This window comes from Bradyrhizobium sp. 26S5 (assembly GCF_036923295.1).
Lineage (GTDB): Bacteria > Pseudomonadota > Alphaproteobacteria > Rhizobiales > Xanthobacteraceae > Bradyrhizobium > Bradyrhizobium septentrionale.
Map to the genome: position 1 here is coordinate 3,401,562 of NZ_CP145948.1, position 24,665 is coordinate 3,426,226.

Sequence of the window (24,665 nt, forward strand, 5' to 3'; positions counted from 1 at the left end):
GTGTACTCTGGTCTACCCCTGCACCCGCAGGGAAAATGGGTTGAAGGGGACTAAAGCGCGTGTCGTGCTTTAGCTCTTTGTTTGAGCATGATCTTTTCGGAAAACCGCTTCACACTTTTCCGGATCATGCTCTACTTCTTCTTCTGCAGCACGCTTTGCGGATTGAGGTTGCCGATGCGACCGCTCTCCGAGCCCGCCGCCGGATCGATCACCGCGTTGATCAGCGTCGGCTTGCCGGAATCCAGCGCCGCATTGACCGCGCGCTTCAGCTCGTCGGGGGAGGTGGCGTTGACGCCGACACCGCCGAAGGCTTCCATCATCTTGTCGTAGCGTGAGCCCTTGACGAACACGGTGGTCGCCGGATCGTCACCGGCAACGTTGACGTCGGTGCCGCGATAGATGCCGTCATTGTTGAAGATCACGACGCAGATCGGCAGCTTGTAGCGGCAGATGGTCTCGACCTCCATGCCGGAGAAACCGAACGCGCTGTCGCCTTCGACCGCGAGCACGGGCAGGCCGGTCTCGACCGCAGCCGCGATCGAATAGCCCATGCCGATGCCCATCACGCCCCAGGTGCCGACGTCGAGCCGCTTGCGCGGCTTGTGCATGTCGACGACGCCGCGGGCGAGGTCGAGCGTGTTGGCGCCCTCGTTGACGAAGATGGTGTCCGGACGTTCCGCGATGATGGCGCGCAGCGCGCCGAGCGCGCCGTGATAATCCATCGGCGACGCGTTGCTCATCAGCTTCGGCGCCATCTTGGCGACGTTGTCGTCACGCTTCTTCGCGACCGTGGCGAGCCAGTCGCTCGGTGCGGCCGACCAGTTCGCGCCCATGGCGTCGAGGAACGCGGACACGCAGGAGCCGATATCGCCGACCACGGGGGCCACGATCTCGACGTTGGAATCCATTTCCTTCGGCTCGATATCGACCTGGATGAACTTCTTCGGGGCTTCGCCCCAGGTCTTGCCCTTGCCGTGCGAGAGCAGCCAGTTGAGTCGGGCGCCGATCAGCATCACGACGTCGGCGTCCTTCAACACCGTCGAGCGCGCAGCACCTGCGCATTGCGGATGCAGATCGGGCAGCAGGCCCTTGGCCATGCTCATCGGCAGGAACGGCACGCCGCTCTTCTCGACGAAATTCTTGATCGCCTCATCGGCCTGCGCGTAGGCCGCGCCCTTGCCGAGGATGATTAGCGGACGTTTTGCGTTCTTCAAAACGTCGAGCGCGCGCTTGACGGATGACGGGGAGGGGATCTGCTCCGGCGCCGCATCGATCACCTTGACCAGCGATTTCTGGCCGGCGTCGGCGTTCATCACCTGCGAGAACAGTTTTGCGGGGAGGTCGAGATAGACGCCGCCCGGGCGGCCCGACACCGCGGCGCGGATCGCGCGCGCCAGCCCAATGCCGATGTCCTGGGCGTGCAGCACGCGGAACGCCGCCTTGCACAGCGGCTTGGCGATCGCGAGCTGGTCCATCTCCTCATAGTCGCCCTGCTGCAGGTCGACGATCTCGCGCTCGGACGAGCCGGAGACCAGAATCATCGGGAAGCAGTTGGTGGTGGCGTGGGCGAGTGCCGTAAGACCGTTGAGGAAGCCGGGCGCCGACACCGTCAGGCAGACGCCGGGACGCTTGGTCAGGAAGCCGGCGATCGAGGCCGCATAGCCGGCGTTCTGCTCGTGGCGGAACGACAGCACGCGAATGCCCGCCGCCTGGGCCATGCGGCCCAGGTCCGTGATCGGGATACCCGGCACACCATAGACGGTGTCGATGCCGTTGAGCTTGAGCGCGTCGATGACGAGATGGAAGCCATCAGTCAGCTCTTGCTCGGTGCCCGGTGCCTCGGACTTCGTAGCGGTATTCAGCATCGGCATCGTCTCCCTGGTCGTTCTTGTTCGGACGATCTGAATGTCGTCTGAAGCGTGTGTGAACTCTAAGTCTTAGGTGAATAGTTCCTGGCCGTGCGCCTCGACGTAAGCCGCCAAGCCAAGCGTGTGATCGCGGGCGCGCTTTTCCGCGAGTTCGGTGTCGCGCGCCTCAAGTGCCTCGATGATCCCGAGATGCTCGGGCAGCGAGGTCGCAGTGCGGTCCTTGCGGCCGATCGTGAGCTGGCGATAGCCGCGCACATGCAGCAGCAGGTCGTTGGTGAGGTCGACCAGCACAGGTGATTCCGACAGCGAGATCAGCGCCTGATGGAAGGCGATGTTGGCCTTGGAATATTCCTCGACGTGATCCTGCGGCAGGCGATCGTCGCTGAAGTCCTTGAAGAAGTCGCGCAGCGCCGAGATGTCCTTCTTGCGCGCGGTGGTCGTGATCAAGCGCGCCGCCATGCTCTCCAGCGCCGCCCAGGCGCGGATCATGTCGACGATCTCCGCCTTGGTGCGGCGGACCACGACGATGCCGCGGCGCGGCACGGTCTTCACGAAGCCGTCCTGCTCGAGCATCGCGATCGCTTCGCGGATCGGCGTGCGGCTGACGCCGAGGCGCTCGGACAATGCGCGCTCGTCGAGCATCACCGGCTCCGGCGTCGCGTAGATGTCCATCTTCAGGATCGCTTCCTTCAAGGCCTCATAGGCCTTGTTCTTGAAGCTCGTCTCCGGCGCGATCCGGACGATGGCGATATCTGTGTCAGCCATGTTGGGTGACGCCTTGGTCTGTTTCGGTTCAGGCACGACTCGTCTCCTCCTCTTGGAGACGTCTTCTTAGCAGAAGAAACTACCCTAGATTTTTGGCATGCCAAATACCAGAATGTCAAGCTGCCTATATTTTTCGATATTTTTCGACATCAAGCGACCTTGACAATTGCGTTTTTGGCATACCAAATGCCACGAAATCTGTCCCAGGAGGAAGCCAATGTCAAATTCTAAGGATGCGGTCCGCAAAATTCTCGATGCGGTCAAGGCCGACAAGCGCACGAGTCTCACCGCGCCCGAAGGCAAGGTGGTGTGCGATGCCTACGGCATTCCGGTGCCGAAGGAGGGCGTTGCCAAGTCGGCGGCCGAGGCCGCCCGGATCGCTTCCGACATGGGTTTCCCGGTCGTGATGAAGATCGTCTCGCCCGACATCCTCCACAAGACCGAGGCGGGCGGCGTGGTGGTCGGCGTCAAGAGCGCCGCGGACGCCGAGAAGAGCTACGAGACCATTCTCGCCAACGCCAGGAAGTATAAGGCCGATGCCAAGATCGAGGGCATCCAGGTGCAGCAGATGCTGGGCGGCGGCACCGAGGTGATCGTCGGCTCGATCACCGACGGCTCGTTCGGCAAGCTGGTCGCCTTCGGCCTCGGCGGCGTGCTGGTCGAAATCCTCAAGGACATCACCTTCCGCCTCGCGCCCGCGACCAAGGACGATGCGCTGTCGATGCTCGACGGCATCCAGGCCCATGAGATGCTGAAGGGCGTGCGCGGCGGCGAGCCGGTCAATCGCGAGGCGCTGGCCGACGTCATCGTCAAGGTGTCGCAGCTGGTCAGCGATTTCCCCGAGATCGTCGAGCTCGACCTCAATCCGGTGTTCGCCACCAGCAAGAACGCGATCGCGGCCGACGTCCGCATCGTCGTCGACTTCGACTACAAGCCGCGCCCGGCGCCGCGCCCGACCGAGGAGATCGTCGCGGCGATGAGCCGCATCATGCAGCCGAAGGGCGTTGCCGTGATCGGCGCCTCCGCCGAGGACGGCAAGATCGGCAACTCGGTGATGAAGAACCTCATCAACGGCGGCTACAAGGGCGAGATCTACCCGATCCACCCCAAGGCCGAGGAAATTCTCGGCTACAAGGCCTACAAGAGCGTCAAGGACGTATCAGGCGTGATCGACACGGCGGTGTTCGCGATCCCCGCGAAATTCGTCGCCGGCGCGCTCGCCGAATGCGGCGAGAAGAAAATCCCCGGTGCGGTGCTGATTCCGTCGGGCTTTGCCGAGGCCGGTGCGCCCGAGCTGCAAGCCGAGATCGTCGAGGTCGGCAAGAAGTACGACATCCGCCTGATGGGGCCGAACATCTACGGCTTCTATTATACCCCGGCCAATCTCTGCGCGACGTTCTGCACCGCCTACGACGTCAAGGGCCACGCCGCGCTGTCGTCGCAGTCGGGCGGCATCGGCATGGCGATCATCGGCTTCTCGCGTTCGGCCAAGATGGGCGTGTCGGCGATCGTCGGCCTCGGCAACAAGTCCGACATCGACGAGGACGATCTGCTCGCCTTCTTCGAGCAGGATCCCAACACCAACCTGATCGCGCAGCACTGCGAGGACCTGAAGGACGGTCGCGCCTTTGCGGAGGCCGCCAAGCGCGTCTCCAAGAAGAAGCCGGTGGTGGTGCTCAAGGCCGGCCGCACCTCGGCCGGCGCCAAGGCTGCCTCGTCGCACACCGGCGCGCTGGCCGGTAACGACAAGATCTATGAGGACGTGTTCAAGCAGTCGGGCGTGATCCGCGCCCGCAGCCTGCGGCAATTGCTGGAATTCGCCCGCGGCGTGCCGGTGCTGCCGACGCCGAAGGGCGAGAACATCCTGATCATCACCGGCGCCGGCGGCTCCGGCGTGCTCCTTTCCGACTCCGTGGTCGACAACGGCCTGTCGCTGATGTCGATGCCGCCGGATCTCGATGCGGCGTTCCGCAAGTTCATCCCGCCGTTCGGCGCGGCCGGCAATCCTGTGGATATCACCGGCGGCGAGCCGCCGATCACCTATGTCAACACGGTGAAGCTCGGCCTGTCGGATGAGCGCATCCACGCGCTGATCCTCGGCTACTGGCACACGATCGTGACACCGCCGATGGTGTTCGCGCGCAACATGGTTGAGGTGAAGAAGGAGATGGAGGCGAAGGGCTTCGTCAAGCCGATCGTCGCCTCGCTCGCCGGCGACGTCGAGGTCGAGGAAGCTGCCGAATATCTCTACCAGAACGGCATTCCGGCCTACGCCTATTCGACCGAACTGCCGGTCGAGGTGCTGGGCGCCAAATACAAGTGGGCGCGTGGCGCGGGCCTGCTGTGATCGTCTGATCCATCGAAGACCACAGGCCGCCTCGGACATCGTCCGGGGCGGCCCTTTTTATTGGGTCGCCCCGTCTGAGCCTTGCCGCCGAGGTGAGCGGGAAAGGGCGGCATCGGCCCGATCGTTCGAAAACCTGCCCAGGCTTCCTGCTGCGTCTTGCGCGGGTTCCGCGCGCCATTCCTTTTTCCCGATCGCGTTCGGCCCAGCAAGGCAGCTTGCCTTTCGCATCTGATGTGCTACTGATATGTCAGATGAAGGATGATGGAGGGAGCCGCGATGGAGTTGGCTGCAACAGGGATGACCGACCGCCAGCGCAAATATCGCGCGACCTACCGCGAGCGCGTGGTGGGCTGGTACAATGGCTGGCTGCACGTCGTGCTGATCTACACGATCGGCTTCACGGCGCTGTACGTCTACCTGGCCAATGTGCATGACGTGAAGTGGTGGGAATACCTCACCATTCCGGCGGTCTTCCTGATTGCAAACTTCTTCGAATGGGCGGTGCATCGCTTCGTCATGCACCGGCCGTCGAACGTGCCGCTGCTGCGCGCGATCTACAGCCGCCACACGCTGATGCACCATCAGTTCTTCACCGAAGAGGAAATGCGCTTTGCCGATCATCACGACTGGCGCGTCACCTTCTTCCCTCCCTATGCGCTCGTGGTGTTTACCCTGATGTCGATCCCGCCGGCGATCGTCGCCGGCCTCGTGATCTCGGCCAATACCGGCTGGCTGCTGATCACCACGACGACCTCGATGTACCTGATCTACGAATTCATGCACTTCTGCTGCCACGTCGAGGAAAATGCCTTCGTGCGCAACATGCCTTTCGTCAACACCATCCGCCGGCATCACACCGCGCATCACAACCAGTCGATCATGATGGAGCGGAACATGAACCTGACCTTCCCGGTGATGGATTGCCTGTTGGGCACCTCCGATCTCAATCGCGGCCTGCTCGGCCACATCTTCAACGGCTACAGCACGCGCTACGTGAAGACCGACATGCGACGGACGGCGAGGACGCCGCGGGTCGTGGCGAAGGAGCGATCGGTGCCGCATGCCGCAGCTTGAACCCAACCTCGCCGGCCTCGCCTGGTTCGGTCTGCTGTGGAGCGTGTGCTGCATCGGCTTCCTGCAACTGGCCGGGATGTATCCACTGCGCGGACGCGCCGTTCTGCCGGTGACGGTGACGACGATATTGTGGGTGACGCTGCTCGCCGGCACGCTGGCATTCGCCCTGGTCGAGCTGCGCTGGACCACGGTCGTTGTCGTAGGCGGCGTGCTGTTCCTGTTCCTGCCCGGGCTGTTTCAGGCGCTGCCGGAATGGTGGCGTAACGGACGGGCGGGATTGCGCCTGTCCTGCTGCGCCATGATTGCGGCGCTTGCGCTGCTCGTCGGCGTGGCTGCACCGTCTTTTCACATCTGGATGACCTAGAGGGAGGTCTCGATGCCAAGCCACATCAAGCTCATGCTGTCGCTGGCGTGCCTTGCCACGGCGGCCGGTGGATACTTTTTCATGGTCTATCTGGGACAGCGGGGACCGAGCTTCGCCGTTGCTTTCCTCGGCGTGTTTGCCACGGTCGCGATGTGGATCTTCCCCGAGGTTGTCAAGAAGGACCTCAAGATGCGTCCGCCGGGATCCTGATATGATGCGGCAGCACAGGGAGGAGCCGATGGCGAGCTATACCGGGGACCGCACCATCGACGGCATTTCCGTGCTGGTCGACGGCGCGCCGCTGTCTGCGCATTACGACCAGCTTCGGCTCACCGAACACGGTTTTGAATGGAGCTATGAGGGGCCGGAGCCGGCACAACTGGCCTTCGCGCTGCTCTATGATCATCTGCACGACGCCGCCGCTGCGAAGGCGCTGCACGAAGCGTTCATGCGGCGCGTCGTCGCCAATTTCGACAATGAATGGGAACTTTCCTCCGCCGATCTCGACGAGGCGGTCGCGGCGCTGCGGTCCGGGCGGACGGCCTAACCCCACGCTGATTTTTCCGACAGAGAGCCTTTCGAGATGACCCTGACCTGTCGCGCGGCGGTGCTGCATCAAAGCGGAACGCCGCTTTCGGTCGAGCGCGTTTCGCTTGCACCACCCATGCCGACCGACGTCGTGGTGAAGGTGCGTGCCGCGGGGCTCTGCCACACCGATCTGGAGGTGATCGACGGATCGCTGCGCTATCCCTTGCCGATGATCCTCGGGCACGAGGCGGCCGGCGTGGTCGAGGAGGTCGGCAGCGCGGTGCGTGACGTGCGCGCCGGCGATCACGTGATCCTGTCCTGGAATCCGCATTGCGGGCACTGCTTTCACTGCGACCGTGGGCAGCCGATCCTGTGCGAGACCTATCTCGCCAGGGGCGCGGAAGGCGTGCATTTCGACGGCGCGTCGAAGGCGCAGCTCGCGGGCGGCAGCGGCCTGGCGCATCTGATGTTCCTCGGCGCGTTCTCGGAATATGTCGTGCTGCCGGCGCAGCAGGCGATCGTCGTGCCGAAGGACATTCCGTTCGATCGTGCGTGCCTGATCGGCTGCGGCGTCATGACCGGCGTTGGCGCCGCGCTGAACGTCGCCGACATCGGCTATGGCGATACCGTGATGGTCACCGGCTGCGGCGCGGTCGGGCTGGCAGCGGTGCAGGGCGCCCGGCTCGCCGGCGCCGGTGCGATCATCGCGGTCGACCTCGATGATGCAAAGCTTGCGCTGGCGCGAACGCTCGGCGCGACGCAGGTCGTCAACGCGGCGCGCCAGGACCCGGTCCAGTTCGCAAAGGAGGCGACGCGCGGGCGGGGCGCTGACGTCATTCTCGAGGCGGCGGGCCATCCGCTGGCGTTTCGGCAGACCGCGGAGGCGGTGCGGCCGGGGGGTGAGGTGATCTGGCTCGGCAAGATCGACGTCACGCAAGATGTGAGTTTCCGCTGGGGGGCGTTGATGGGCGAGAAGCGATTTCGCCGCTCGAGCTACGGCGGGGCGCGGCCACGGCGCGACTTCCCTTTGCTGGCGCAGGCCTATCTCGACGGCCGGCTCAAGCTCGACGAACTGATCACCGGCCGCTGCACCCTCGACGGCATCAATGATGGCTTCGAGGCGTTGCGGCGCGGCCGCTCGATCCGCACGGTCGTCGAGTTCTAGAGCACGATCCGGAAAAGTGGAATCCGGTTTTCCGAAGAGATCATGCTCAAACAGAGAGATGAGATCATGATGCGATTCCATGCAATCGCATCATGATCCAAGCTCTCACAGCGTCGAACGTGCAAAACTTTCGATGTAGTCGATCAGGTTGTCGGACGCCGCGCCAGCGGCATCGACGCGGCGCTCGGCGACGGCTTCGGCGACGTCGGCATGCAGCCGCGCCGCGAGCGGCAGATCGGCCGCTTCCTTGTAATGCTGGTACCAGAATCGGCGCGACAGGCCGTGCATCAGGCCCATGGCGCGGGTGGCGAACTCGTTGCGTGATGCCGCGGAGATCAGTGTGTTGAACTGGTGATCCAGCCGCATGAACAGCAGATCGTCGGATTTTTCCGCCGCGCGCCGCATGCCGGCGGCGATCTCGGTGAACTGCGCGCGCTGCTCGCTGGTGGCGCGCTCGGCGGCGCCGCGCGCCATCAGCCGTTCCAACTCGCGCCGGACCTCGAGCAGGCGGAGCTGGGCCCGCAGGTCGATCTCGGACACCAGCACGCCGCGACGGGCCAGGATGTTGACGAGGCCGTCGCGCGACAGCCGCTGCAACGCCTCGCGAATCGGGGTACGGCCGATGTCGAGCCGCTTGGCGAGCACGAGCTCGGAGAGCGCGGTGCCGGGCGGCAGTTGCAGGGTCACGATCAGCTCTTCCAGCTCGGCATAGGCGCGATCGGTGAGGGTGACGTCGCCTTGCGGGAGCGGGGCCTGCGCGGCAGCGCGCGGCTTATCGGCGGCGGCGGACGATCGCCGCGCCGGCCGGCGGCTTCCGGCTGCGCGCGCGCGCACCGTGCTGGATCGCTTGTTCGAATCGGCCATCGGGGTCACGCGTGCTGCTGTACAGCAGATATCTCACATGCCCCGATGGCACTGACAAGGCCAGTCGATCAGCGCTACGCCGAATCCGGCCGTATGCAGCGAACAGCAGCGCATCATCAGTGCGAAATGCTCTCCAGCGTCCGGCCGCGGGTTTCCTCGCCGAGCAACAGCACCGCCAGCGCCGCCACCACGAACGCGCCGGCGCCCAGTGCGAACACGCCGCTCTGTCCCGCCGCAGGCAGGATCACGCCGATCACATAAGGGCCGATCAGTGAACCGATTCGGCCGACCGCGGAGGCAAAACCGGTTCCGGTGGCACGAACATGGGTCGGGTACAGTTCAGGCGTATAGGCGTAGAGCGCCGACCACATGCCGAACAGGAAGAACTGCATGCAGAGGCCGGCAATGATGAGCTGGGTCTGGTCCGCCGCCGAGCCGTAGAAGTGGCAGGCGATCGCGCCGCAGAGCAGGTTCATCACCAGCGTCGCCTTTCGGCCCCAGGATTCGACGAGCCACGCCGAGACCAGGAAGCCGGGGATGCCGGCGAGCGAAATCAGGATCGTGTAGAACACCGATTTGGTGATCGGGAATCCCTTAGCCTGCAGCAACGCGCCGAGCCACGTGGTCAGACCGTAGAAGCCGAGCAGCGCGAAGAACCACAAGGTCCACAACATCGTGGTCCGCTTGGCGTAGATGCCTGAAAACAGCGTCCTCAGGCCCGTCACTTCGGACGCGGGAGCGGCGGCCTGGCGCACGACCGGCGGCAGTTCCTTGCTGCCGAGACGATCGCGGACCCTGCTTTCAATGTCGCGCACGGTCGCTTCGGCCCGCTCGGAATGGCCGTGGGACGCGAGCCAGCGCGGCGATTCCGGAACGTAGCGTCGCACCACAAGCACGAAGACGGCCGGGACCGCCTGCAAGATGAAGACCCAGCGCCAGTCGGCGGCCTGCAGCACGAAGTAGGTCAGCAGGCCCGACGCGATGAAGCCGAGCGGCCAAAACCCTTCGAGGAAAGCGATGTAGCGGCCGCGGTTCTTGGCCGGCATGATCTCCGAGACCATCGACTGCGCGACCGGAAACTCCATGCCCATTCCGAAGCCGAGCAGCAGGCGGGATGCGCCGAGCGCGGTCGCCGTCGTGGACAGGCCGCAGCACAGGCTGCCCAATCCCCAGAAGATCATGCTGACCTGGAAGACGCGGGCGCGGCCGAAACGGTCGGCAAGCAGGCCGGCGGACGCAGCACCTACGAACATGCCGAGGAAGCTCATGCTGGACAGCAGCCCGGTTTCCGCCGTCGACAGGCCGAAGGTCTGTCGGATCGAGCCGAGCACGAAAGTCAGCGCGGCCAGGTCCATGCTGTCGAAGAACCATGCGGTTGCGATGATTCCGAAGATCCAGCGTTGATAGGAGGTCAGCGGCAGGCGCTCGAGCCGTGCCGCGATGTCGGCGACCTGCTGCGCTTGCGCGGTGCGCGCGACGGCGGCCGGAGCCCGGCTACCGGCCGATGTGGTGACGTCGGAAATGGTCATGGCTGTCCTCCCCAGGTGGACGTTGCTGGGCTCTTGTCGGCCCGTCCATGAAATGTCACACGGATAGCAGTGATATGTCAATTGGTGATCAGTGCGGAATTGGCGATGCGAACCCGGCTGCGGCGCCGGATGCGGCCGCGGATAAACCGGCGCGTGGCGCGGGCCTGCTGTGATCTGGTCGACAATCGGTGTCGCTTCGGAGGTCCTCCGGAGCGGCATCGCCACCCGGTTAACGGCATCCGAGAAATCGGGGGTTAACAGATAATCCGGCTTTAACGGGGGGCGGACTAAACGTCTCGTGATTGCACGCGCTGGAACCCGGCAGGTATCCGATGGCGCGTCCGGAGGAGGCGTTTTCCCTACCATGTCAATTCAGCTCGATTCGGATTTTGAGAACGACGATCGCGCGAGGGCGCAGATCGACGCGGCGGTGAGCTATCTGCTCAGGGACGCGACCGGCGTGGCGCGCGACCATGCCGTCGAGGCCATCGTCGAACTGGTTCGCGATATCGCAAGCCGGCCGCCCGGTCTCGACATGGCATCGCGGCAGCCGCTCATGAGCGGCGTCGCCTACAAGGACTATGTGATCGATGCCTACCGGCGCGATGTCGATCGCTGGCGCGCCACTATCCGCCGGTCGAACGGCAAGAAGATCCGGATCGCCTTTCCGCCCTCGGTGCGCGACGACGCAACGACGACGGCGGATGCGATCACCGCCGAGAAGGCCATCGAATTCGCCAGGCGGGCGATCGACATGGGCGAAGTAATCTGATCCGCACCGCCTGAAGGCTGCCGTCGTCGCGAAAATCTACCCGACGGCCGCCAAGCCTATGCTTGGGACGCGCGATGTGCTCCGATGCGGCGCCGCGCCGGTTCCGCTGCCGTTTGCGGAGACGCCGATCCATCGCTTCCCAGCCGAGAAAAGCCATGCCTTCCGAACTGCGTTCGCCCCGACTCGCCGTCCTGATCGACGCCGACAATGCATCTGCAAGGATCGCCGACGCGCTGTTCGAGGAGATCGCCAAGATCGGCGAGGCCAGCGTTCGCCGCATCTACGGCGACTTCTCCAATCCGCGATCCAAGGGCTGGGCCGACGTGCTGTCGAAGCACGCCATCATCCCCCAGCAGCAGTTCGCCTATACGACCGGAAAGAATGCGTCCGATATCACGCTGGTCATCGACGCCATGGACCTGCTGCACAGCGGCCGGTTCGATGGCTTCTGCCTGGTGTCCTCCGACAGCGATTTCACGCGCCTTGCCGCCCGCATCCGCGAGCATGGCATCGACGTGTTCGGGTTCGGCGAGCAGAAGACGCCGGAGAGCTTTCGGCAGGCCTGCCGCAGGTTCGTCTATACCGAGAATTTGCGCGGCGGGGTGACGAGCAATCAGGATGCGGCGGTGCGTGCCCAGCCGTTGCAGCCGCCTGACGCCGCGACGCCCATCCTCAAGAAGGTCATCGGCCAGATGGCGAGCGAGGACGGCTGGGTGACGCTCGGCGAGGTCGGACGGCAGCTCGCCAATCTGGCGTCCGATTTCGATCAGAGGACCTACGGCTTCCGCACCCTGGGTGAGCTGGTGCGCAGGACAAACGCCTTCGAGATCGAGTCCAAGGGTGGGACGATGCGAATCCGCGTCAAGCCGGCGGCTGCACCGCCGCCAAGGCCGCCAAGACGGCGAGCGCCGCGAAAACCTGCGGAATGAGCGGCCCGCGCCTGCTCTGATCCGCTTCAATCTGAACCGATCATGAATGCCGCTCGGACATCATCCGAAGCGGCATTTTCATGTGCGCAGGAACTGAAGGGAATTGCGCGCGGAACCGCAGTCTGCGCGCAAGTTGCGCTGTTGGAACTGGAACGTTCTCATTGCTTGCGATGTTGAAGGGCAGCTCACAACTCGGAGGAGGAGAATGATGAACAAGCGTTTTGCCGTTTCCCTTGTCGCTGCTGCGTCGCTGCTTGCGTCCGGTTCGGCCTTCGCGCAGTCCACGACCGCAGCGGGCGCCGCCAACGGTGCGCGGACCGGTGGTGAAATCGCAGGTCCCGTCGGCGAGATCGTCGGCGGCACAGTTGGTGCTGCGGTCGGCGCCGGCCTCGAGATTCCGAATGCGGTGATCGGATCGATCCCGCGCGGCGAGCCGTCGGTGGTGGTGCGCGAACGCGTCGTGGTCGGCGAGCCGCTGCCGGATACGGTCGTGCTGCACCCCGTGCCGCGCTACGCCGAATATCACTATGCGATCGTCAACGATCACCGCGTGATCGTGGATTCCCGCACCCGCAGGGTGGTGAGGGTTATCGACTGATCGCGCGCGGATTTCTGACCGTCGACATCCTCGCGGGCATATCGCCCGCGGGGATTCGTTTGTCCCATGAATACGGGCATGGCACAGGTCCGCTTTTGGCATGCACCGAGCGGTTGGCCTGACGGCGCGATCCCCTAGACTGGCCCCAACGAGCGGGCGCGGCCAGCGTCCGCCAAGAGCAGGGGATGGAAACATGGGTCGGAAGATCGCGATCGTCGGCGCGGGTGCGGTCGGCGGCTACGCCGGTGCGCATATGGTGCAGGCGGGTGAGGACGTCACCTTCATCGATCCCTGGCCCGAGCATGTCGAGCACATGCGCAAGCACGGGCTGCGCGTCACGCACGCGATGGACGTTGCGGAATTCTCGGTGCCGGTGCGCGCGCTGCACGTCACCGACGCGCAGCAACTGGCGAAGGAAAAGCCGGTCGACATCGCCTTCGTCTGCATGAAGTCATACGACACGGCCTGGGCGACAATGCTGATCCGGCAATATCTGGCGGCGGATGGTTACGTCGTGTCGCTGCAGAACTGCATGAACGAGGAGACGATCGCCGGCATTGTCGGCTGGGGCAAGACGCTCGGCTGCATCGCGAGCAGCATCACCGTCAATCTGCCCGAGCCCGGCCATATCCACCGCGGCGCGGGGAAGGGCGGGGCTGCGCACACCGTGTTTCGCGCCGGCGAGGTGCATGGCCGCATCACCGCTCGGGCGGAAGAGGTTTGCCGTCTCGTCGGCTATTCCGACAGCGCAAAAGTCACGGGCAATCTGTGGGGCGAGCGCTGGTCGAAACTGGTCGCCAATGTGATGGGCAACGGGCTGTCGGCCTGCACCGGCCTGCCGGGCGGTGAGGTGCTGCAAAGCGAACCGCTGCGCCGCTTCTCAACGCGGCTCGGCAGCGAGGCGATCCGGGTCGGGCAGGCGCAGGGCTATCAGCTGGAAGAAATCCTGCATCTGCCGCCCGAGACGATCGCGCGGGCCGGCGAGGGCGATGAGGCCGCGACCCGCGCCTGCGACGAGCAGCGCTTCAAGGATGCCAAGCGCACGTCATCGGCGCAGCGCCCCTCGATGGGCCAGGACATGCAGAAGGGCCGCCGCACCGAGATCGAGTTCCTCAACGGTTTTGTGGTGCGCGAGGGCGAGAGGCTCGGCATCACCTGCACGGCCAACGCCGCGCTGACCGATATCGTCAAGCGCGTCGAACGCGGTGAACTCGCGCCGGATCCGCGGCACATCACGGAGCTGCGGATGAATTGAGAGATGGGCTCCATGCCTCAGCGCTGACTGCCGTCATTGCGAGGAGCGAAGCGACGAAGCAATCCATCTCCCCATGTGTGCGGAGAGATGGATTGCTTCGCGTCGCTCGCAATGTCGGGGGAGATATCGTGGCAGATTGCCTACAGCAGCTGCCTCACCCCCATGCCGTTCATGAACCGCTCGCGGATCTGCACGGGGTCGCGGCGGGTGGTGCCGGTGCCGGGTTTGTCGTCGATGCGGACGCCGATCAGCGACGGCCCCGAGGCCTGTTTCGACTGCTCGATCAGGCGCTCGAAATCGTCCTCGTCGGCGGCCCAGGAGCTGTTGGCAAGGCCGCTGGCGAGCGCAAGCGCGACGACGTCGGCATGGCCGGCTGCAGGCGTCGGCTGCGCGCCCGTGATCTGGTAGATGCCGTTGTCCATCACCACCATTGTCAAGTTCTTCGGCGCCAGCGTTGCGATCGTCGAGAGGCAGCCGAGCTGCATCAACAGCGAACCGTCGCCTTCAAGCGCAAACACCAGCCGCTTCGGCTGCGCCAGCGCGACGCCGAGCGCGATCGGGAACGCAAGTCCCATGCTGCCCAGCATGTAAAAGTTCTGCGGGCGGTGGCCGGCGGCCCACAGGTCGAAATTGGTGTTGCCGATGCCGCCGATCACGGCCTCGTCCTTCAATTTGGCGACGAGGCGCTGGGTGAGGTCGAAGCGGTTCATCACCTTGGTGTTGCGCGCGTGGGCGTTGGTCATTGCGGCGCTCACTTGTCGAAGGTTTTGCCGCCGGTCAACAGCGGCGAGAGGATCAGCGCCACCGGCGCCTGGGTGGCGACGGCCTGCTTGATCGAGCGGTCGGCGATGAATTCGAGCTCGTCGAGCCGGGTGATGGTGTGATGTTCCATAGCCAGCGAATCCAGCACCGGGCGCATGGTGCGGCAGACCAGCGCCTGGCCGTAATTGAACTCGCCGAGCGTGCCGCGCTCGGAGACAAACATGATCAGCGGGATCTGGTAGGGCACCGCGAGCGAGGCCAGCACGTTGGCGAGCGTCGCAAAGCCCGAGGTCTGCATCAGCACCGCGCCGCGCATGCCCGCCATCCAGGCGCCGGAGACGATGCCGACGGCCTCTTCCTCGCGCGCGGTCGGAAACGTCGTGAAATAGGGATCGGCGTGCAGGTTCTTGATCAGCGTGGTCAGCACCCGGTCGGGCACATAGGGCACCAGCTTGATCTCGTTCCGCTTCAGCGTCTGCAGCACGATGCCGTGCCAGGTAGCCTTGTCCTGAGGCGAGGCTTGTTCCGCGGCCGCCATCCCATTCTCCCTGTTCGCGCGCGACGCTTAAGGCCGCTTGCGACACGCAACTTGACGCGGTGCATGCGATTGTCAACATGCCGCGGCCGCAACGCGATCTGCGGAATTCGGCCATCCCAGCGCCGAACCAACGTGCGATAGAGGCTTAACGATAAAGGGACGGAACGATAAAGGGACGGGAGGCGTCGATGGCCGGATGGGTCTGGCGGATCGCCATTGCGGCAGCGGCCATGGTGATGGCCGGCCTTGCGTCTGCGCAGCCGTTCCCGACCAAGGCCGTTCACATTCTCGTCCCATATCCGCCTGGCGGCGGCGTCGATGTGCTGACGCGGACGCTGGCCGAAGCGGTGTCAAAATCCTGGACGCAGTCGATCGTAGTCGAGAATCGGCCGGGCGCCGGCGGGGTGATCGCCTCGCAGGCGATCGCGACCTCCGCACCAGATGGTTACAACCTGATCATGGTGGCGAGCGGCCACGCCACCAATCCGTTCCTTTATCCAAAACTGCCCTACGACACCTTCAAGGACTTTTCGCCGATCTCGCTGCTCGCGTCATCGCCGAACGTGCTGCTGGTGCGCGCGGACTCGCCGTTCAAGTCGGTCGGCGACGTCATCGCTGCGGCGAAGGCAAAACCGGGTAGCCTGTCCTTCGCCCATGCCGGCAACGGCACCTCGACCCATCTGGCCGGCGAGCTGCTCAAGAGCCTTGCGAAGATCGATCTCAACGCGATCCCCTACAAGGGCGGCGCGCCCGCGATCAACGATCTGCTTGGCGGACAAATCCCGATGTCGTTCAACAACGGGCCGGAATCGGTCGGGCAATTGCAGGCCGGCACGGTTCGCGCGCTGGCGGTGACGACGGCGTCGCGTGCGCCGTTCCTGCCAGACGTGCCGAGCATGTCGGAGACCGTGCCGGGCTACGACACCGAGGTGTGGTGGGGCCTGATCGGCCCTGGCGGCATGCCCGCCGATCTCGTCGCAAGAATCTCGCACGATTTCGTCGCGGCAGTGAACACCGAGGCCGTGAAGGAGCGTCTCGGCAAGCTTGGCGCGATCCCGATCGGCTCGACGCCGGAGACATTCGCAGCCAAGATCAAGGCCGACTACGACAAATGGGGGCCGATCATCAAGGCCGCCGGCATGAAGGCGGAGTGAGCCGATGGCTGCGTCAGAGATTCCCGCCTGCCTGCCGCCGCGTCCGGTGACGCCGCCCAGAGAGAAGTTGCCGCCGAAGGCCTGCGATACCCATGCGCATGTGTTCGGCCCGGCGGACCGCTTTCCCTATGCCACTGATCGCAGCTACACGCCGCCGGATGCGCCGCTTGCGACCTATCTCGGCATGCTCGATGCGCTCGGTTTCACCCGCGGCGTGCTGGTGCAGGGCAGCGCGCACGGCCACGACAACTCGGCGATGCTGGACGCGCTGCAGCGCGAGCCGGCGCGGCTGCGCGGCGTCGCGGTGGCCGATGCCGATGTCGCGGCGGGCACGCTGCGGCAATGGCACGTGCTCGGCGTCCGCGGCCTGCGCTTCAATCATTTCTTCCGCGGCGGGCAGCTGCACTATCGCGGCGGCATTCCGCTCGGCGTCGCCGAGACGCATGCGCCCGTGATGGCCGAGCTCGGCTGGCATCTGCAGCTCTGGATCGATGTGAAGGACTTGCCTGACACGATCCCGACGCTGAAGGCGCTGGGCCTGCCGGTCGTGGTCGATCACATGGGCCGCACCGACGCGCGCGCCGGCACCAACACCGAAGGTTTCCAGAGCCTGCTGCGTGCGGTCGGCGAGGGCTGGTGCTGGGCCAAGCTTTCCGGCGCGCATCGCCTGAGCCAGCAAGCGCCGGATTATCCGGATGCGCGGCCGTTCCACGAGGCGCTGGTCGCGGCCAACTCCGAGCGGCTGGTGTGGGGCGGCGACTGGCCGCATCCGCGGGTCGAGGGTGAGATGCCCGACGCCGGCCATCTGCTCACGCTGTTCCAGGAGTGGACGCCGGATGCGGCGGCCCGGCACCGCATCCTCGTCGACAATCCCGCAAAACTCTATGGCTTCCCAAACTGAGAGCTGTCCGAAGACATGACCGTCAACAACAAGCGCGTGTTCTACGTCAAATACCTCGCCCACGAGATCTACGTCGAGATCCTGAAGAAGCGGCCGGACGTCCGGCTCGACCGTCTCGAGAACGACACACCGGAGACGCAGTTCGCGCCGGTTCTCGCCGACGCGCATGCCTATCAGATCGGCGCGGCGCGCGATGAGCTGGCACCGCATTTCCATGCCCATGCCGAGCTGTTGAAGCGCGCGCCGAACCTTTTGATCGTGTCGTCGAACGGCGCCGGGTTCGATCCCGTCGATGTCGATGCCTGCACGGCGGCGGGCGTGCTGGTGGTCAATCAGTCCGGCGGCAATGCCAATTCGGTCGCCGAGCACGCGCTCGGCATGATGCTGACGCTGTCGAAACGGATCATCCAGTCCGACCGCCGGCTGCGCCGCGAGGCCAATGTCAACCGCAACGACCTGATCGGCAACGAGCTGAAGGACAAGACCGTCGGCATCGTCGGCCTCGGCAATGTCGGCCGCCGCATCGCCGAGCTGTGCAAGGGCCTGCTGCACATGAAGGTGATCGCCTACGATCCGTATCTCACGGCGGAAGAGATGGCGAAGCGGGGCGGCGAGAAGGTCGAGCTCGACGATCTCTTGCGCCGCGCCGATTTCGTCTCGATCTCCTGCCCGCTGGACAGCAAGAGCAGAAGCATGATCGGCGCGCGCGAATTCGCGCTGATGCAGCCGCACGCCTATTTCGTCACCACCGCGCGCGGCTTCATCCATGACGAGAAGGCCTTGGAAGACGCGCTGCGCGAAAAACGCATCGCCGGTGCCGGCCTCGACGTCTGGTCCAAGGAACCGCCGCCACCGGATCATCCGCTGCTGCAGTTTGACAATGTGCTGGCGAGCCCGCACACCGCCGGCGTCACCCGCGAGGCGCGGATGAACATGGGCCGCATCGCGGCCGAGCAGATCCTCGACGCACTCGACGGCAAGCGCCCGCCACGCATCATCAACCCCGAGGTCTGGCCGGTCTACGCGAGACGGTTCGAGAAGGCGTTCGGGTTTATGCCGGGGTAGGTGATCCGCGGCATCGGCGCTTGATGTCTCCACGTCCACCGGCCGTGGGCTCCCTCTCCCGCCTGCGGGGGAGGGGGGTGGGGGCTCTCTCCGCGAGTCGCATCGTGGAGAGAGCCCCCACCCGGATCGCATCTGCGATGCGATCCGACCTCCCCCGCAAGCGGGAGAGGTGGAGCGTGCCGTGCGGCCAAAAAACCGTCGGAGAAAATCTCCTTCGCCGGAACCTCGATCGGGACAACAAACCCACTGTCAAACCACCGCTCCGCAACGCGTCCGTTGTTATTTTCCCTGAGATATCGACGGCTTAGGGCGAAATCGCCATTTTCCAGGTGTGCCCGACCATTCCGGGCGTGGAAGGAAAATGTGCCATGCGACAGGTCCAGTCATACCTCCGTGCAGCTCCGGCCAGGATCGGCCGCCGCATTGCGCAGATCGTCGCGATCGCTGCCGCCAGCCTGCCGCAGGCCGGCGCGTAAGTTTTCCACCGTGCGCCGCAACCGCGCGGCGAATTAACTCAACATCGCCTCGCGTCAGTGCTAGCACGTGAACCCCGGGCTCTGCCCCCGCAGCAGGGAGGGTTCCATGTCACGCTTCGTCGTTCATTTCATGAAGGACGTGCTCGGCGGCAATGGCCGCCAGCGCGAGGTCTGTCAGGGCGCGCTCGAGATCGACGCCTCGAGCGAAGGCCAGGCCACCGAGATGGCCAAGCTCAAATTCTGTCAGGAGCAGGCGCTGTGCGACTGGTCGCTGCACGCCGACCGCATCCGGATCGAAGCCGCCGACTTGCAAGTGACCTGACGCTAGGTCGAGATCAGCCGCATCCGCTCTGCGCTCCCTCTCCCGCTTGCGGGGGAGGGCAATCGCATATGCGTCTGTTGCAGAAGTCCGGAAATGCCGATGCGATAGTCCCGGGGGGAGGGCGTCTGCACGATTTCTGGATAATCGAAGAATACCGCTGAGTTGCCCGTCGAGTCAAGTTGCCGTGTCCGCCGGCTACTTTGCATGGGGTTGTTTTCGATATTTTGGCAGTGCAACCCTGCGACGACCTCTCCCGCAAGCGGGAGAGGTGCAGCTGGTCTGCCGCGAGACCGGAGCCAAACGCGGCCAAGCTCGTCGCTTGTTACTCCGGCAGGACGCGCACGGCACCCTTGGCCGCGCTGCTCGCGAACGCCGCATAGGCCTTCAGCGCGGTCGAGACGGCGCGCTTGCGCGGTGCGGCCGGCTTCCACGCAGCTTTGCCCTTGGCTTCCATCGCCGCACGACGGCGCTTCAGTTCGGCGTCGTCGACCCTGAGGTTGACCTTGCGGTTCGGGATGTCGAACTCGATGATGTCGCCTTCCTCGACCAGGCCGATCAGGCCGCCCTCGGCGGCTTCCGGCGAGACGTGGCCGATCGACAGGCCGGACGATCCGCCGGAGAAGCGGCCGTCGGTGATCAGCGCGCAGGCCTTTCCAAGTCCCTTCGACTTCAGATAGCTGGTCGGGTACAGCATCTCCTGCATGCCCGGACCGCCGCGCGGACCTTCATAGCGGATCAGCACGACATCGCCGGCCTTCACCTTGTTGCCCAGGATGGCGTCGACCGATGCGTCCTGGCTCTCGAAGATGCGGGCCGGACCGGAGAACTTCAGGATGCTCTCGTCGACGCCGGCGGTCTTCACGATGCAGCCATCTTCCGCCAGATTGCCGAACAGCACGGCGAGACCGCCATCCCTGGAATAGGCGTGCTCGGCGTTGCGGATGACACCCTTGGCGCGGTCGAGATCGACCTCGTCGAAGCGGCGATCCTGGCTGAACGCCTCCTGGGTCGGCACGCCGCCCGGCGCGGCGCGGTAGAAGTTGCGCACCTTGTCGCTTGAGGTCCGCACCACGTCCCAGCGGTTCAGCGCGTCGTCGAGCGTCGCGGCGTGCACGGTCGGGCCGTCGGTGGTGAGCAGCCTGGCACGGTCGAGCTCACCGAGGATCGCCATGATGCCGCCGGCGTGATGCACATCCTCCATGTGGACGTCCTGCACCGACGGCGCGACCTTGCAGAGCACCGGCACCTTGCGCGACAGACGATCGATGTCGGTCATCGTGAACGGCACCTCGCCCTCGCGCGCGGCGGCGAGCAGATGCAGCACGGTGTTGGTCGAGCCGCCCATCGCGATGTCGAGCGTCATCGCGTTCTCGAACGACTTGAAGTTCGCGATATTGCGCGGCAGCACCTTGGCGTCGTCCTGCTCGTAATAGCGGCGGGCGAGATCGACGATCAGATGGCCGGCCTCGACGAACAGGCTCTTGCGGTCGGCATGGGTCGCCAGCACCGAGCCGTTGCCGGGCAGCGCGAGGCCGAGCGCCTCGGTCAGGCAGTTCATCGAGTTTGCGGTGAACATGCCGGAGCAGGAGCCGCAGGTCGGGCAGGCCGAGCGCTCGATCACCTCGACCTCTTCGTCCGACACGTTGGAGTCGGCGGCCGCCACCATCGCGTCGATCAGGTCGACCGCGCGCTTCTTGCCCTTGAGCAGGATCTTGCCCGATTCCATCGGGCCGCCCGAGACGAACACGGTCGGGATGTTGAGCCGCAGCGTCGCCATCAGCATGCCGGGCGTGATCTTGTCGCAGTTCGAGATGCAGACCATCGCGTCGGCGCAATGCGCATTGACCATGTATTCGACGCTGTCGGCGATCAGTTCACGCGAGGGCAGGCTGTAGAGCATGCCGTCATGGCCCATCGCGATGCCGTCATCGACCGCGATGGTGTTGAACTCTTTTGCCACGCCGCCGGCCTTCTCGATCTCGCGCGCGACGAGCTGGCCGAGGTTCTGCAGATGCACGTGTCCCGGCACGAACTGGGTGAAGGAGTTGACCACCGCGATGATCGGCTTGCCGAAATCCTCGTTCTTCATGCCGGTGGCGCGCCAGAGGCCGCGAGCACCCGCCATGTTGCGGCCGTGGGTGGTGGTGCGGGAGCGATAGGCGGGCATCGTAAATCCTTGGGCTATGGGCATTTTTTAGGGGAGATGGGGTCCTTATGCCTGCCCGGGCCTGCGGATTCAAGCGCTGAACCGCATGGCAGAACCCCGCTATTCGGACCATTCCGACGGGCCAGCTTGATCTCAGCCGGCCCCGCGCATTAGCTGGACGGACCGGGAAGCCGGACAGCAAGACAATGAACAAGAACAACCAAAAGGGAGAGACGCGTGGCAAGGCTGCCCCTGATTGATTCGGAGGCGACCGGCGGAGACATCCGCGCCGCGTTCGACCGAATGCCGGTCAAGCTCAACATCTTCCGCATGATGGCCCATGCCGAGGCCAATGCGATTCCCGTGATGCGGCTCGGCAATTCGATCCTGCACAAGCAGAAGCTGTCGGCGGTCAACCGCGAGCTTCTGATCCTGCAGGCCGCGCAGCTCGAGGGCGGCGCCTATGAGTGGCGCCAGCATGTGCCGATCGCGCTCGGCGTCGGCGTGACGCAGGCGCAGATCGATGCGGTGGAGCGCGGCAATTACGACGATGCTGCACTTGATGCGGCCGAGCGCGCGCTGCTCGGCTTCGGCCGCGAGGTGGTCGAGAAGGTGCGCGTCAGCGATGCCGCCTTTACCGCTGTGCGCAAACACTTCAGCGACCAGGAAATCGTCGAGGCGATCGTCGCGGTCGGCTTCTACATGATGATGGCGCGGCTGACGGAGGCGACCGAGACCGATCTCGATCCGGCCGCCGGCATGGCCGTCTACGAGGGCGGCAAGAAGCGGAGCTGATGAGATGTCGGACACGTCACAAGACTCCAAGCCGGAGCGCTATGTCCGTCCCCTGAGCGCGGAATCGTCAGGCATCGCGCCGGGCAGGGGACGTCTCAACGGACGCCGCATTCTGGTGGTCGGCGGCGGCCAACGCGTGTTCGATGCCGCGACCGATCCGATCGGCAACGGCCGCGCCATGAGCCTGCTGTTCGCGCGCGAGGGCGCGCATGTCGCGGTCGCCGACCTCAATCGCGCCTCCGCCGAGGATACGGTCGCGCGTATTGCCGATGACGGCGGCCGCGCGTTCGCGATCGCCGCCGACGTCACCAACGAGGCCGATGTCATCAGGATGATCGACGAGGCGCACCGCGCCATGGGCGGGCTCGACGGCATGGTGCTGAACATCGGCACTTTCGGCAAGACCGGGCTCGACAATGTCAGCGCCGAGGAGTGGAACAGGATCTACGACGTCAACGTCCGCGGCCCGATGCTGTGCTGCCGCGCTGCCTTGCCGAAATTCGCGGACGGCGGCGCGATCGTCTTCATCTCCTCGATCGCGGCACTGAAGGCGGGATCGCAGATGGCGGTCTATGATTCCTCCAAGGCTGCGCTCGGCGGTCTGATGCGCAACATCGCGCATGCCGGTGCGCGGCGCGGCATCCGCGCCAATCTGGTCTATCCCGGGCTGGTCGACACCCCGAACGGCCGCGACGCCGGCGCCGGCCGGCCATCGCGCGGCAAGGGGCATGTCCCGTTCGGCCGTCAGGCCACGGCGTGGGAGATCGCCTACGCCGTGCTGTTCTTCATGTCGGATGAAAGCGTCTACGTCACCGCGCAGACGCTGGCGGTGGACAGCGGGCTCAGCGGTTTGTGAGCGGCGGGGAGGGCGCATGAGTGCATTGTTCGGCAAGGTCTGTCAGAACGGCTACGTCGTTCGCGACATCGATGCGGCGCTGGAGTTCTGGACCGAGACGCTGCGGGTCGGGCCATTCTTCCTGATCCCCTCGGTCAAGGTCGACTGGTTCCGCTATCGCGGCGTGGACTCCGCGGTCGAGATGTCGATCGCGCTGGCCAATTCCGGCGACCTGCAGATCGAGCTGATCCAACAGCGCAACGACGCGCCGTCGATGTATCTGGATTTTCTGGCGCGCCACGGCGAGGGCCTGCAGCACATGTCGTACTGGAGCACGGACTACCAGTCGCTCTACAATCGCGCCATCGCGGCAGGCTTCACGATCGGTCATGAAGGCCAGATCGGCGGCCCCAACGGACGCTTCGCCTATTTCGACACCGCCGGCCACGCCGGCACCGTGATCGAGATCTCAGACATCTCGGGATCGAAGGGGCGGTTCTTCGAGAAGATCAGGACCGTGGCCGCGACTTGGGACGGCTCGGACCCGATCCGCGTGGTGGGCTGACGCGGCTATTCCGCGGCGAGGCTGGTCGGCACCGGGATGCCGACCCTGGGGCGCGTTTTGGCCGCGCGCCGGTTCTTCTTGCTGAAACGGCTGCCGGCCAGCAGCGAAGCGGCGGCGCGAAGTTGCTCGCGCAGCCATTGATTGGTGGTGTCGCCCTCGGCGGTGGCATGCCAATACAGATAATTGACGTGCGGGCTGATCGGGAACGGGCAGGGGAAGCACTGCAACAGCCCGGGATCCTCCAGCACGGAGGCGGCGCTTTCCGACGCGGTCAGCAGCATGTTGCTGCGGCTCACGACATGGCAGGCGGTCGCGAAATTCTGGCAGGTCAGGCGAACGGTACGCGTCAGGCCGAGGCGCTGGAACTGGAAATCCTCGAACGACAGGCCGCTGCGCCGCGACGTCACGCAAACATGCTCCATGCGCAGATACGCCTTCTTGTCGAGCCTTGTGCCGAGTTCGGGGTGGCCGCGCCGCGCGAACACCGCGATATGTTCGGTCAGGATCTGCTCGCGCCGCACCTCCGTCGAGAGCGGCAGCAGCGTATCGATCGCGACATCCAGCGTGCCGGCGGCAAGCTCGCGCTCCAGATTGTTGCGCTCGCTGCGCACGGTCGCGATCTCGACCAGCGGCGCCACCGTGCTGATCCGGTTGATCAGCGCGCTCAGCATCGGCGCCTCGAGATTGTTGCGCAGACCGATCACGAACCGCTTCGGCGTCTTCGCCGGATCGAAGCGGTGGGTGTGGGTCAGCGTCGTCTCAAGGCCGTTGAGTGCCTGGCGCACCGTGGTGATGATCTGGCGTGCAAGCGGCGTCGGCGTCATCACGTGGTTGCGGCGCACGAACAGCGGATCGTTGAACATCGCGCGCAGCCGGCCCAGCGCATGGCTCACCGCGGGCTGCGTCAGATTGAGGCGAAAGCAGGCCCGGCTGACGCCGCCCTCGGAATAGATCGCGTCGAACACGACGAACAGGTTCAGGTCGACGTCGCGTACATGCATGGAAATGATCTACCCGTATCCGTCGAATGCATTTGACGAATACTAGT

25 protein-coding genes are annotated in these 24,665 nt (G+C 65.0%); 17 read left to right on the top strand and 8 right to left on the bottom strand.

Annotated elements, in window-relative coordinates; genetic code table 11:
- Window positions 1-131: 131 nt before the first annotated feature.
- Both oxc and V5279_RS15680 read right to left on the bottom strand, forming a co-directional pair.
- A complete protein-coding gene (oxc, locus tag V5279_RS15675) occupies window positions 132-1,865 on the bottom strand; it encodes an oxalyl-CoA decarboxylase (RefSeq protein ID WP_166293879.1) in 1,734 nt (577 codons plus the stop codon).
- A gap of 72 nt (window positions 1,866-1,937) precedes the next feature.
- Entirely contained in the window at window positions 1,938-2,633 is a 696-nt protein-coding gene (locus tag V5279_RS15680; RefSeq protein ID WP_050387017.1) for a GntR family transcriptional regulator, read from the bottom strand.
- Between the two features lie 217 nt (window positions 2,634-2,850).
- Between V5279_RS15680 and V5279_RS15685 the strand changes: the two genes are divergently transcribed.
- From V5279_RS15685 to V5279_RS15710, 6 genes are all read left to right on the top strand, one after another.
- Window positions 2,851-4,980 (top strand): acetate--CoA ligase family protein, encoded by a 2,130-nt coding sequence (locus tag V5279_RS15685; protein WP_338698791.1) that lies wholly within the window; start codon window positions 2,851-2,853, stop codon window positions 4,978-4,980.
- A gap of 276 nt (window positions 4,981-5,256) precedes the next feature.
- Window positions 5,257-6,054, top strand: coding sequence for a fatty acid hydroxylase family protein (locus V5279_RS15690; RefSeq protein ID WP_338698792.1), 798 nt, complete (start codon window positions 5,257-5,259; stop codon window positions 6,052-6,054).
- Complete coding sequence (locus V5279_RS15695) at window positions 6,041-6,418, top strand: hypothetical protein (protein WP_166293883.1); 378 nt, start codon at window positions 6,041-6,043, stop codon at window positions 6,416-6,418. The genes V5279_RS15690 and V5279_RS15695 overlap by 14 nt, the downstream gene beginning before the upstream one ends.
- Window positions 6,419-6,430: 12 nt before the next feature.
- Window positions 6,431-6,628 (top strand): hypothetical protein, encoded by a 198-nt coding sequence (locus tag V5279_RS15700; protein WP_338698793.1) that lies wholly within the window; start codon window positions 6,431-6,433, stop codon window positions 6,626-6,628.
- Window positions 6,629-6,656: 28 nt separating this feature from the next.
- The gene (locus V5279_RS15705; RefSeq protein WP_338698794.1) at window positions 6,657-6,965 is read left to right on the top strand and encodes a DUF6166 domain-containing protein; all 309 of its coding nucleotides are present in this window, start codon (window positions 6,657-6,659) and stop codon (window positions 6,963-6,965) included.
- A 36-nt stretch (window positions 6,966-7,001) separates the two neighbouring features.
- Window positions 7,002-8,111, top strand: coding sequence for a Zn-dependent alcohol dehydrogenase (locus tag V5279_RS15710; protein WP_338698795.1), 1,110 nt, complete (start codon window positions 7,002-7,004; stop codon window positions 8,109-8,111).
- Window positions 8,112-8,216: 105 nt separating this feature from the next.
- On the opposite strand, the gene V5279_RS15715 is transcribed toward V5279_RS15710, so the two are convergent.
- Together V5279_RS15715 and V5279_RS15720 are read right to left on the bottom strand one after the other, a co-directional pair.
- On the bottom strand, window positions 8,217-8,975 hold the full coding sequence (locus V5279_RS15715) for a GntR family transcriptional regulator (RefSeq protein ID WP_166293893.1): 759 nt from the start codon (window positions 8,973-8,975) through the stop codon (window positions 8,217-8,219).
- Between the two features lie 116 nt (window positions 8,976-9,091).
- Window positions 9,092-10,504 carry an MFS transporter gene (locus V5279_RS15720; RefSeq protein WP_338698796.1) on the bottom strand — a complete coding sequence of 471 codons (1,413 nt, stop codon included), beginning with the start codon at window positions 10,502-10,504 and terminating at the stop codon, window positions 9,092-9,094.
- A gap of 364 nt (window positions 10,505-10,868) precedes the next feature.
- On the opposite strand from V5279_RS15720, the gene V5279_RS15725 reads away from it, so the two are divergent.
- The 4 genes from V5279_RS15725 to V5279_RS15740 all read left to right on the top strand — a co-directional run bounded on the left by V5279_RS15725 (window position 10,869) and on the right by V5279_RS15740 (window position 14,058).
- Window positions 10,869-11,276 carry a hypothetical protein gene (locus V5279_RS15725; protein WP_166293897.1) on the top strand — a complete coding sequence of 136 codons (408 nt, stop codon included), beginning with the start codon at window positions 10,869-10,871 and terminating at the stop codon, window positions 11,274-11,276.
- 155 nt (window positions 11,277-11,431) lie between these two features.
- Window positions 11,432-12,205, top strand: coding sequence for an NYN domain-containing protein (locus tag V5279_RS15730; protein WP_166293898.1), 774 nt, complete (start codon window positions 11,432-11,434; stop codon window positions 12,203-12,205).
- A 208-nt stretch (window positions 12,206-12,413) separates the two neighbouring features.
- Window positions 12,414-12,803, top strand: a complete 390-nt coding sequence (locus V5279_RS15735) for a DUF1236 domain-containing protein (protein WP_166203874.1) — start codon at window positions 12,414-12,416, stop codon at window positions 12,801-12,803.
- A 193-nt stretch (window positions 12,804-12,996) separates the two neighbouring features.
- Window positions 12,997-14,058 (top strand): 2-dehydropantoate 2-reductase, encoded by a 1,062-nt coding sequence (locus tag V5279_RS15740; protein WP_338698797.1) that lies wholly within the window; start codon window positions 12,997-12,999, stop codon window positions 14,056-14,058.
- A gap of 140 nt (window positions 14,059-14,198) precedes the next feature.
- On the opposite strand, the gene V5279_RS15745 is transcribed toward V5279_RS15740, so the two are convergent.
- Both V5279_RS15745 and V5279_RS15750 read right to left on the bottom strand, forming a co-directional pair.
- Window positions 14,199-14,801 carry a thiamine pyrophosphate-dependent enzyme gene (locus V5279_RS15745; RefSeq protein WP_338698798.1) on the bottom strand — a complete coding sequence of 201 codons (603 nt, stop codon included), beginning with the start codon at window positions 14,799-14,801 and terminating at the stop codon, window positions 14,199-14,201.
- Between the two features lie 8 nt (window positions 14,802-14,809).
- On the bottom strand, window positions 14,810-15,358 hold the full coding sequence (locus V5279_RS15750) for a thiamine pyrophosphate-binding protein (RefSeq protein ID WP_029082310.1): 549 nt from the start codon (window positions 15,356-15,358) through the stop codon (window positions 14,810-14,812).
- A 188-nt stretch (window positions 15,359-15,546) separates the two neighbouring features.
- Here V5279_RS15750 and V5279_RS15755 point away from each other — a divergent pair, with 188 nt between their 5' ends.
- The 4 genes from V5279_RS15755 to V5279_RS15770 all read left to right on the top strand — a co-directional run bounded on the left by V5279_RS15755 (window position 15,547) and on the right by V5279_RS15770 (window position 19,276).
- Complete coding sequence (locus tag V5279_RS15755) at window positions 15,547-16,512, top strand: tripartite tricarboxylate transporter substrate binding protein (protein WP_338698800.1); 966 nt, start codon at window positions 15,547-15,549, stop codon at window positions 16,510-16,512.
- Window positions 16,513-16,516: 4 nt separating this feature from the next.
- Window positions 16,517-17,413, top strand: a complete 897-nt coding sequence (locus tag V5279_RS15760) for an amidohydrolase family protein (protein WP_338698802.1) — start codon at window positions 16,517-16,519, stop codon at window positions 17,411-17,413.
- A gap of 15 nt (window positions 17,414-17,428) precedes the next feature.
- Entirely contained in the window at window positions 17,429-18,478 is a 1,050-nt protein-coding gene (locus V5279_RS15765; protein ID WP_338698804.1) for a hydroxyacid dehydrogenase, read from the top strand.
- 582 nt (window positions 18,479-19,060) lie between these two features.
- Window positions 19,061-19,276 (top strand): hypothetical protein, encoded by a 216-nt coding sequence (locus tag V5279_RS15770; RefSeq protein ID WP_029082305.1) that lies wholly within the window; start codon window positions 19,061-19,063, stop codon window positions 19,274-19,276.
- Between the two features lie 322 nt (window positions 19,277-19,598).
- Here V5279_RS15770 and ilvD read toward each other — a convergent pair whose 3' ends face one another.
- Window positions 19,599-21,443, bottom strand: coding sequence for a dihydroxy-acid dehydratase (gene ilvD / locus V5279_RS15775; RefSeq protein WP_166293916.1), 1,845 nt, complete (start codon window positions 21,441-21,443; stop codon window positions 19,599-19,601).
- Between the two features lie 216 nt (window positions 21,444-21,659).
- Here ilvD and V5279_RS15780 point away from each other — a divergent pair, with 216 nt between their 5' ends.
- From V5279_RS15780 to V5279_RS15790, 3 genes are read left to right on the top strand one after another with little or no spacing between them, the layout of a single operon-like run.
- Window positions 21,660-22,217 (top strand): carboxymuconolactone decarboxylase family protein, encoded by a 558-nt coding sequence (locus V5279_RS15780; protein ID WP_338698809.1) that lies wholly within the window; start codon window positions 21,660-21,662, stop codon window positions 22,215-22,217.
- Window positions 22,218-22,221: 4 nt separating this feature from the next.
- Window positions 22,222-23,073, top strand: coding sequence for an SDR family oxidoreductase (locus tag V5279_RS15785; protein WP_338698811.1), 852 nt, complete (start codon window positions 22,222-22,224; stop codon window positions 23,071-23,073).
- A gap of 16 nt (window positions 23,074-23,089) precedes the next feature.
- Window positions 23,090-23,617, top strand: coding sequence for a VOC family protein (locus V5279_RS15790; RefSeq protein ID WP_338698812.1), 528 nt, complete (start codon window positions 23,090-23,092; stop codon window positions 23,615-23,617).
- A 5-nt stretch (window positions 23,618-23,622) separates the two neighbouring features.
- Here the strand turns inward: V5279_RS15790 and V5279_RS15795 are convergent, their stop codons facing one another.
- The gene (locus V5279_RS15795; RefSeq protein WP_338698814.1) at window positions 23,623-24,618 is read right to left on the bottom strand and encodes a LysR family transcriptional regulator; all 996 of its coding nucleotides are present in this window, start codon (window positions 24,616-24,618) and stop codon (window positions 23,623-23,625) included.
- Window positions 24,619-24,665: the final 47 nt, after the last annotated feature.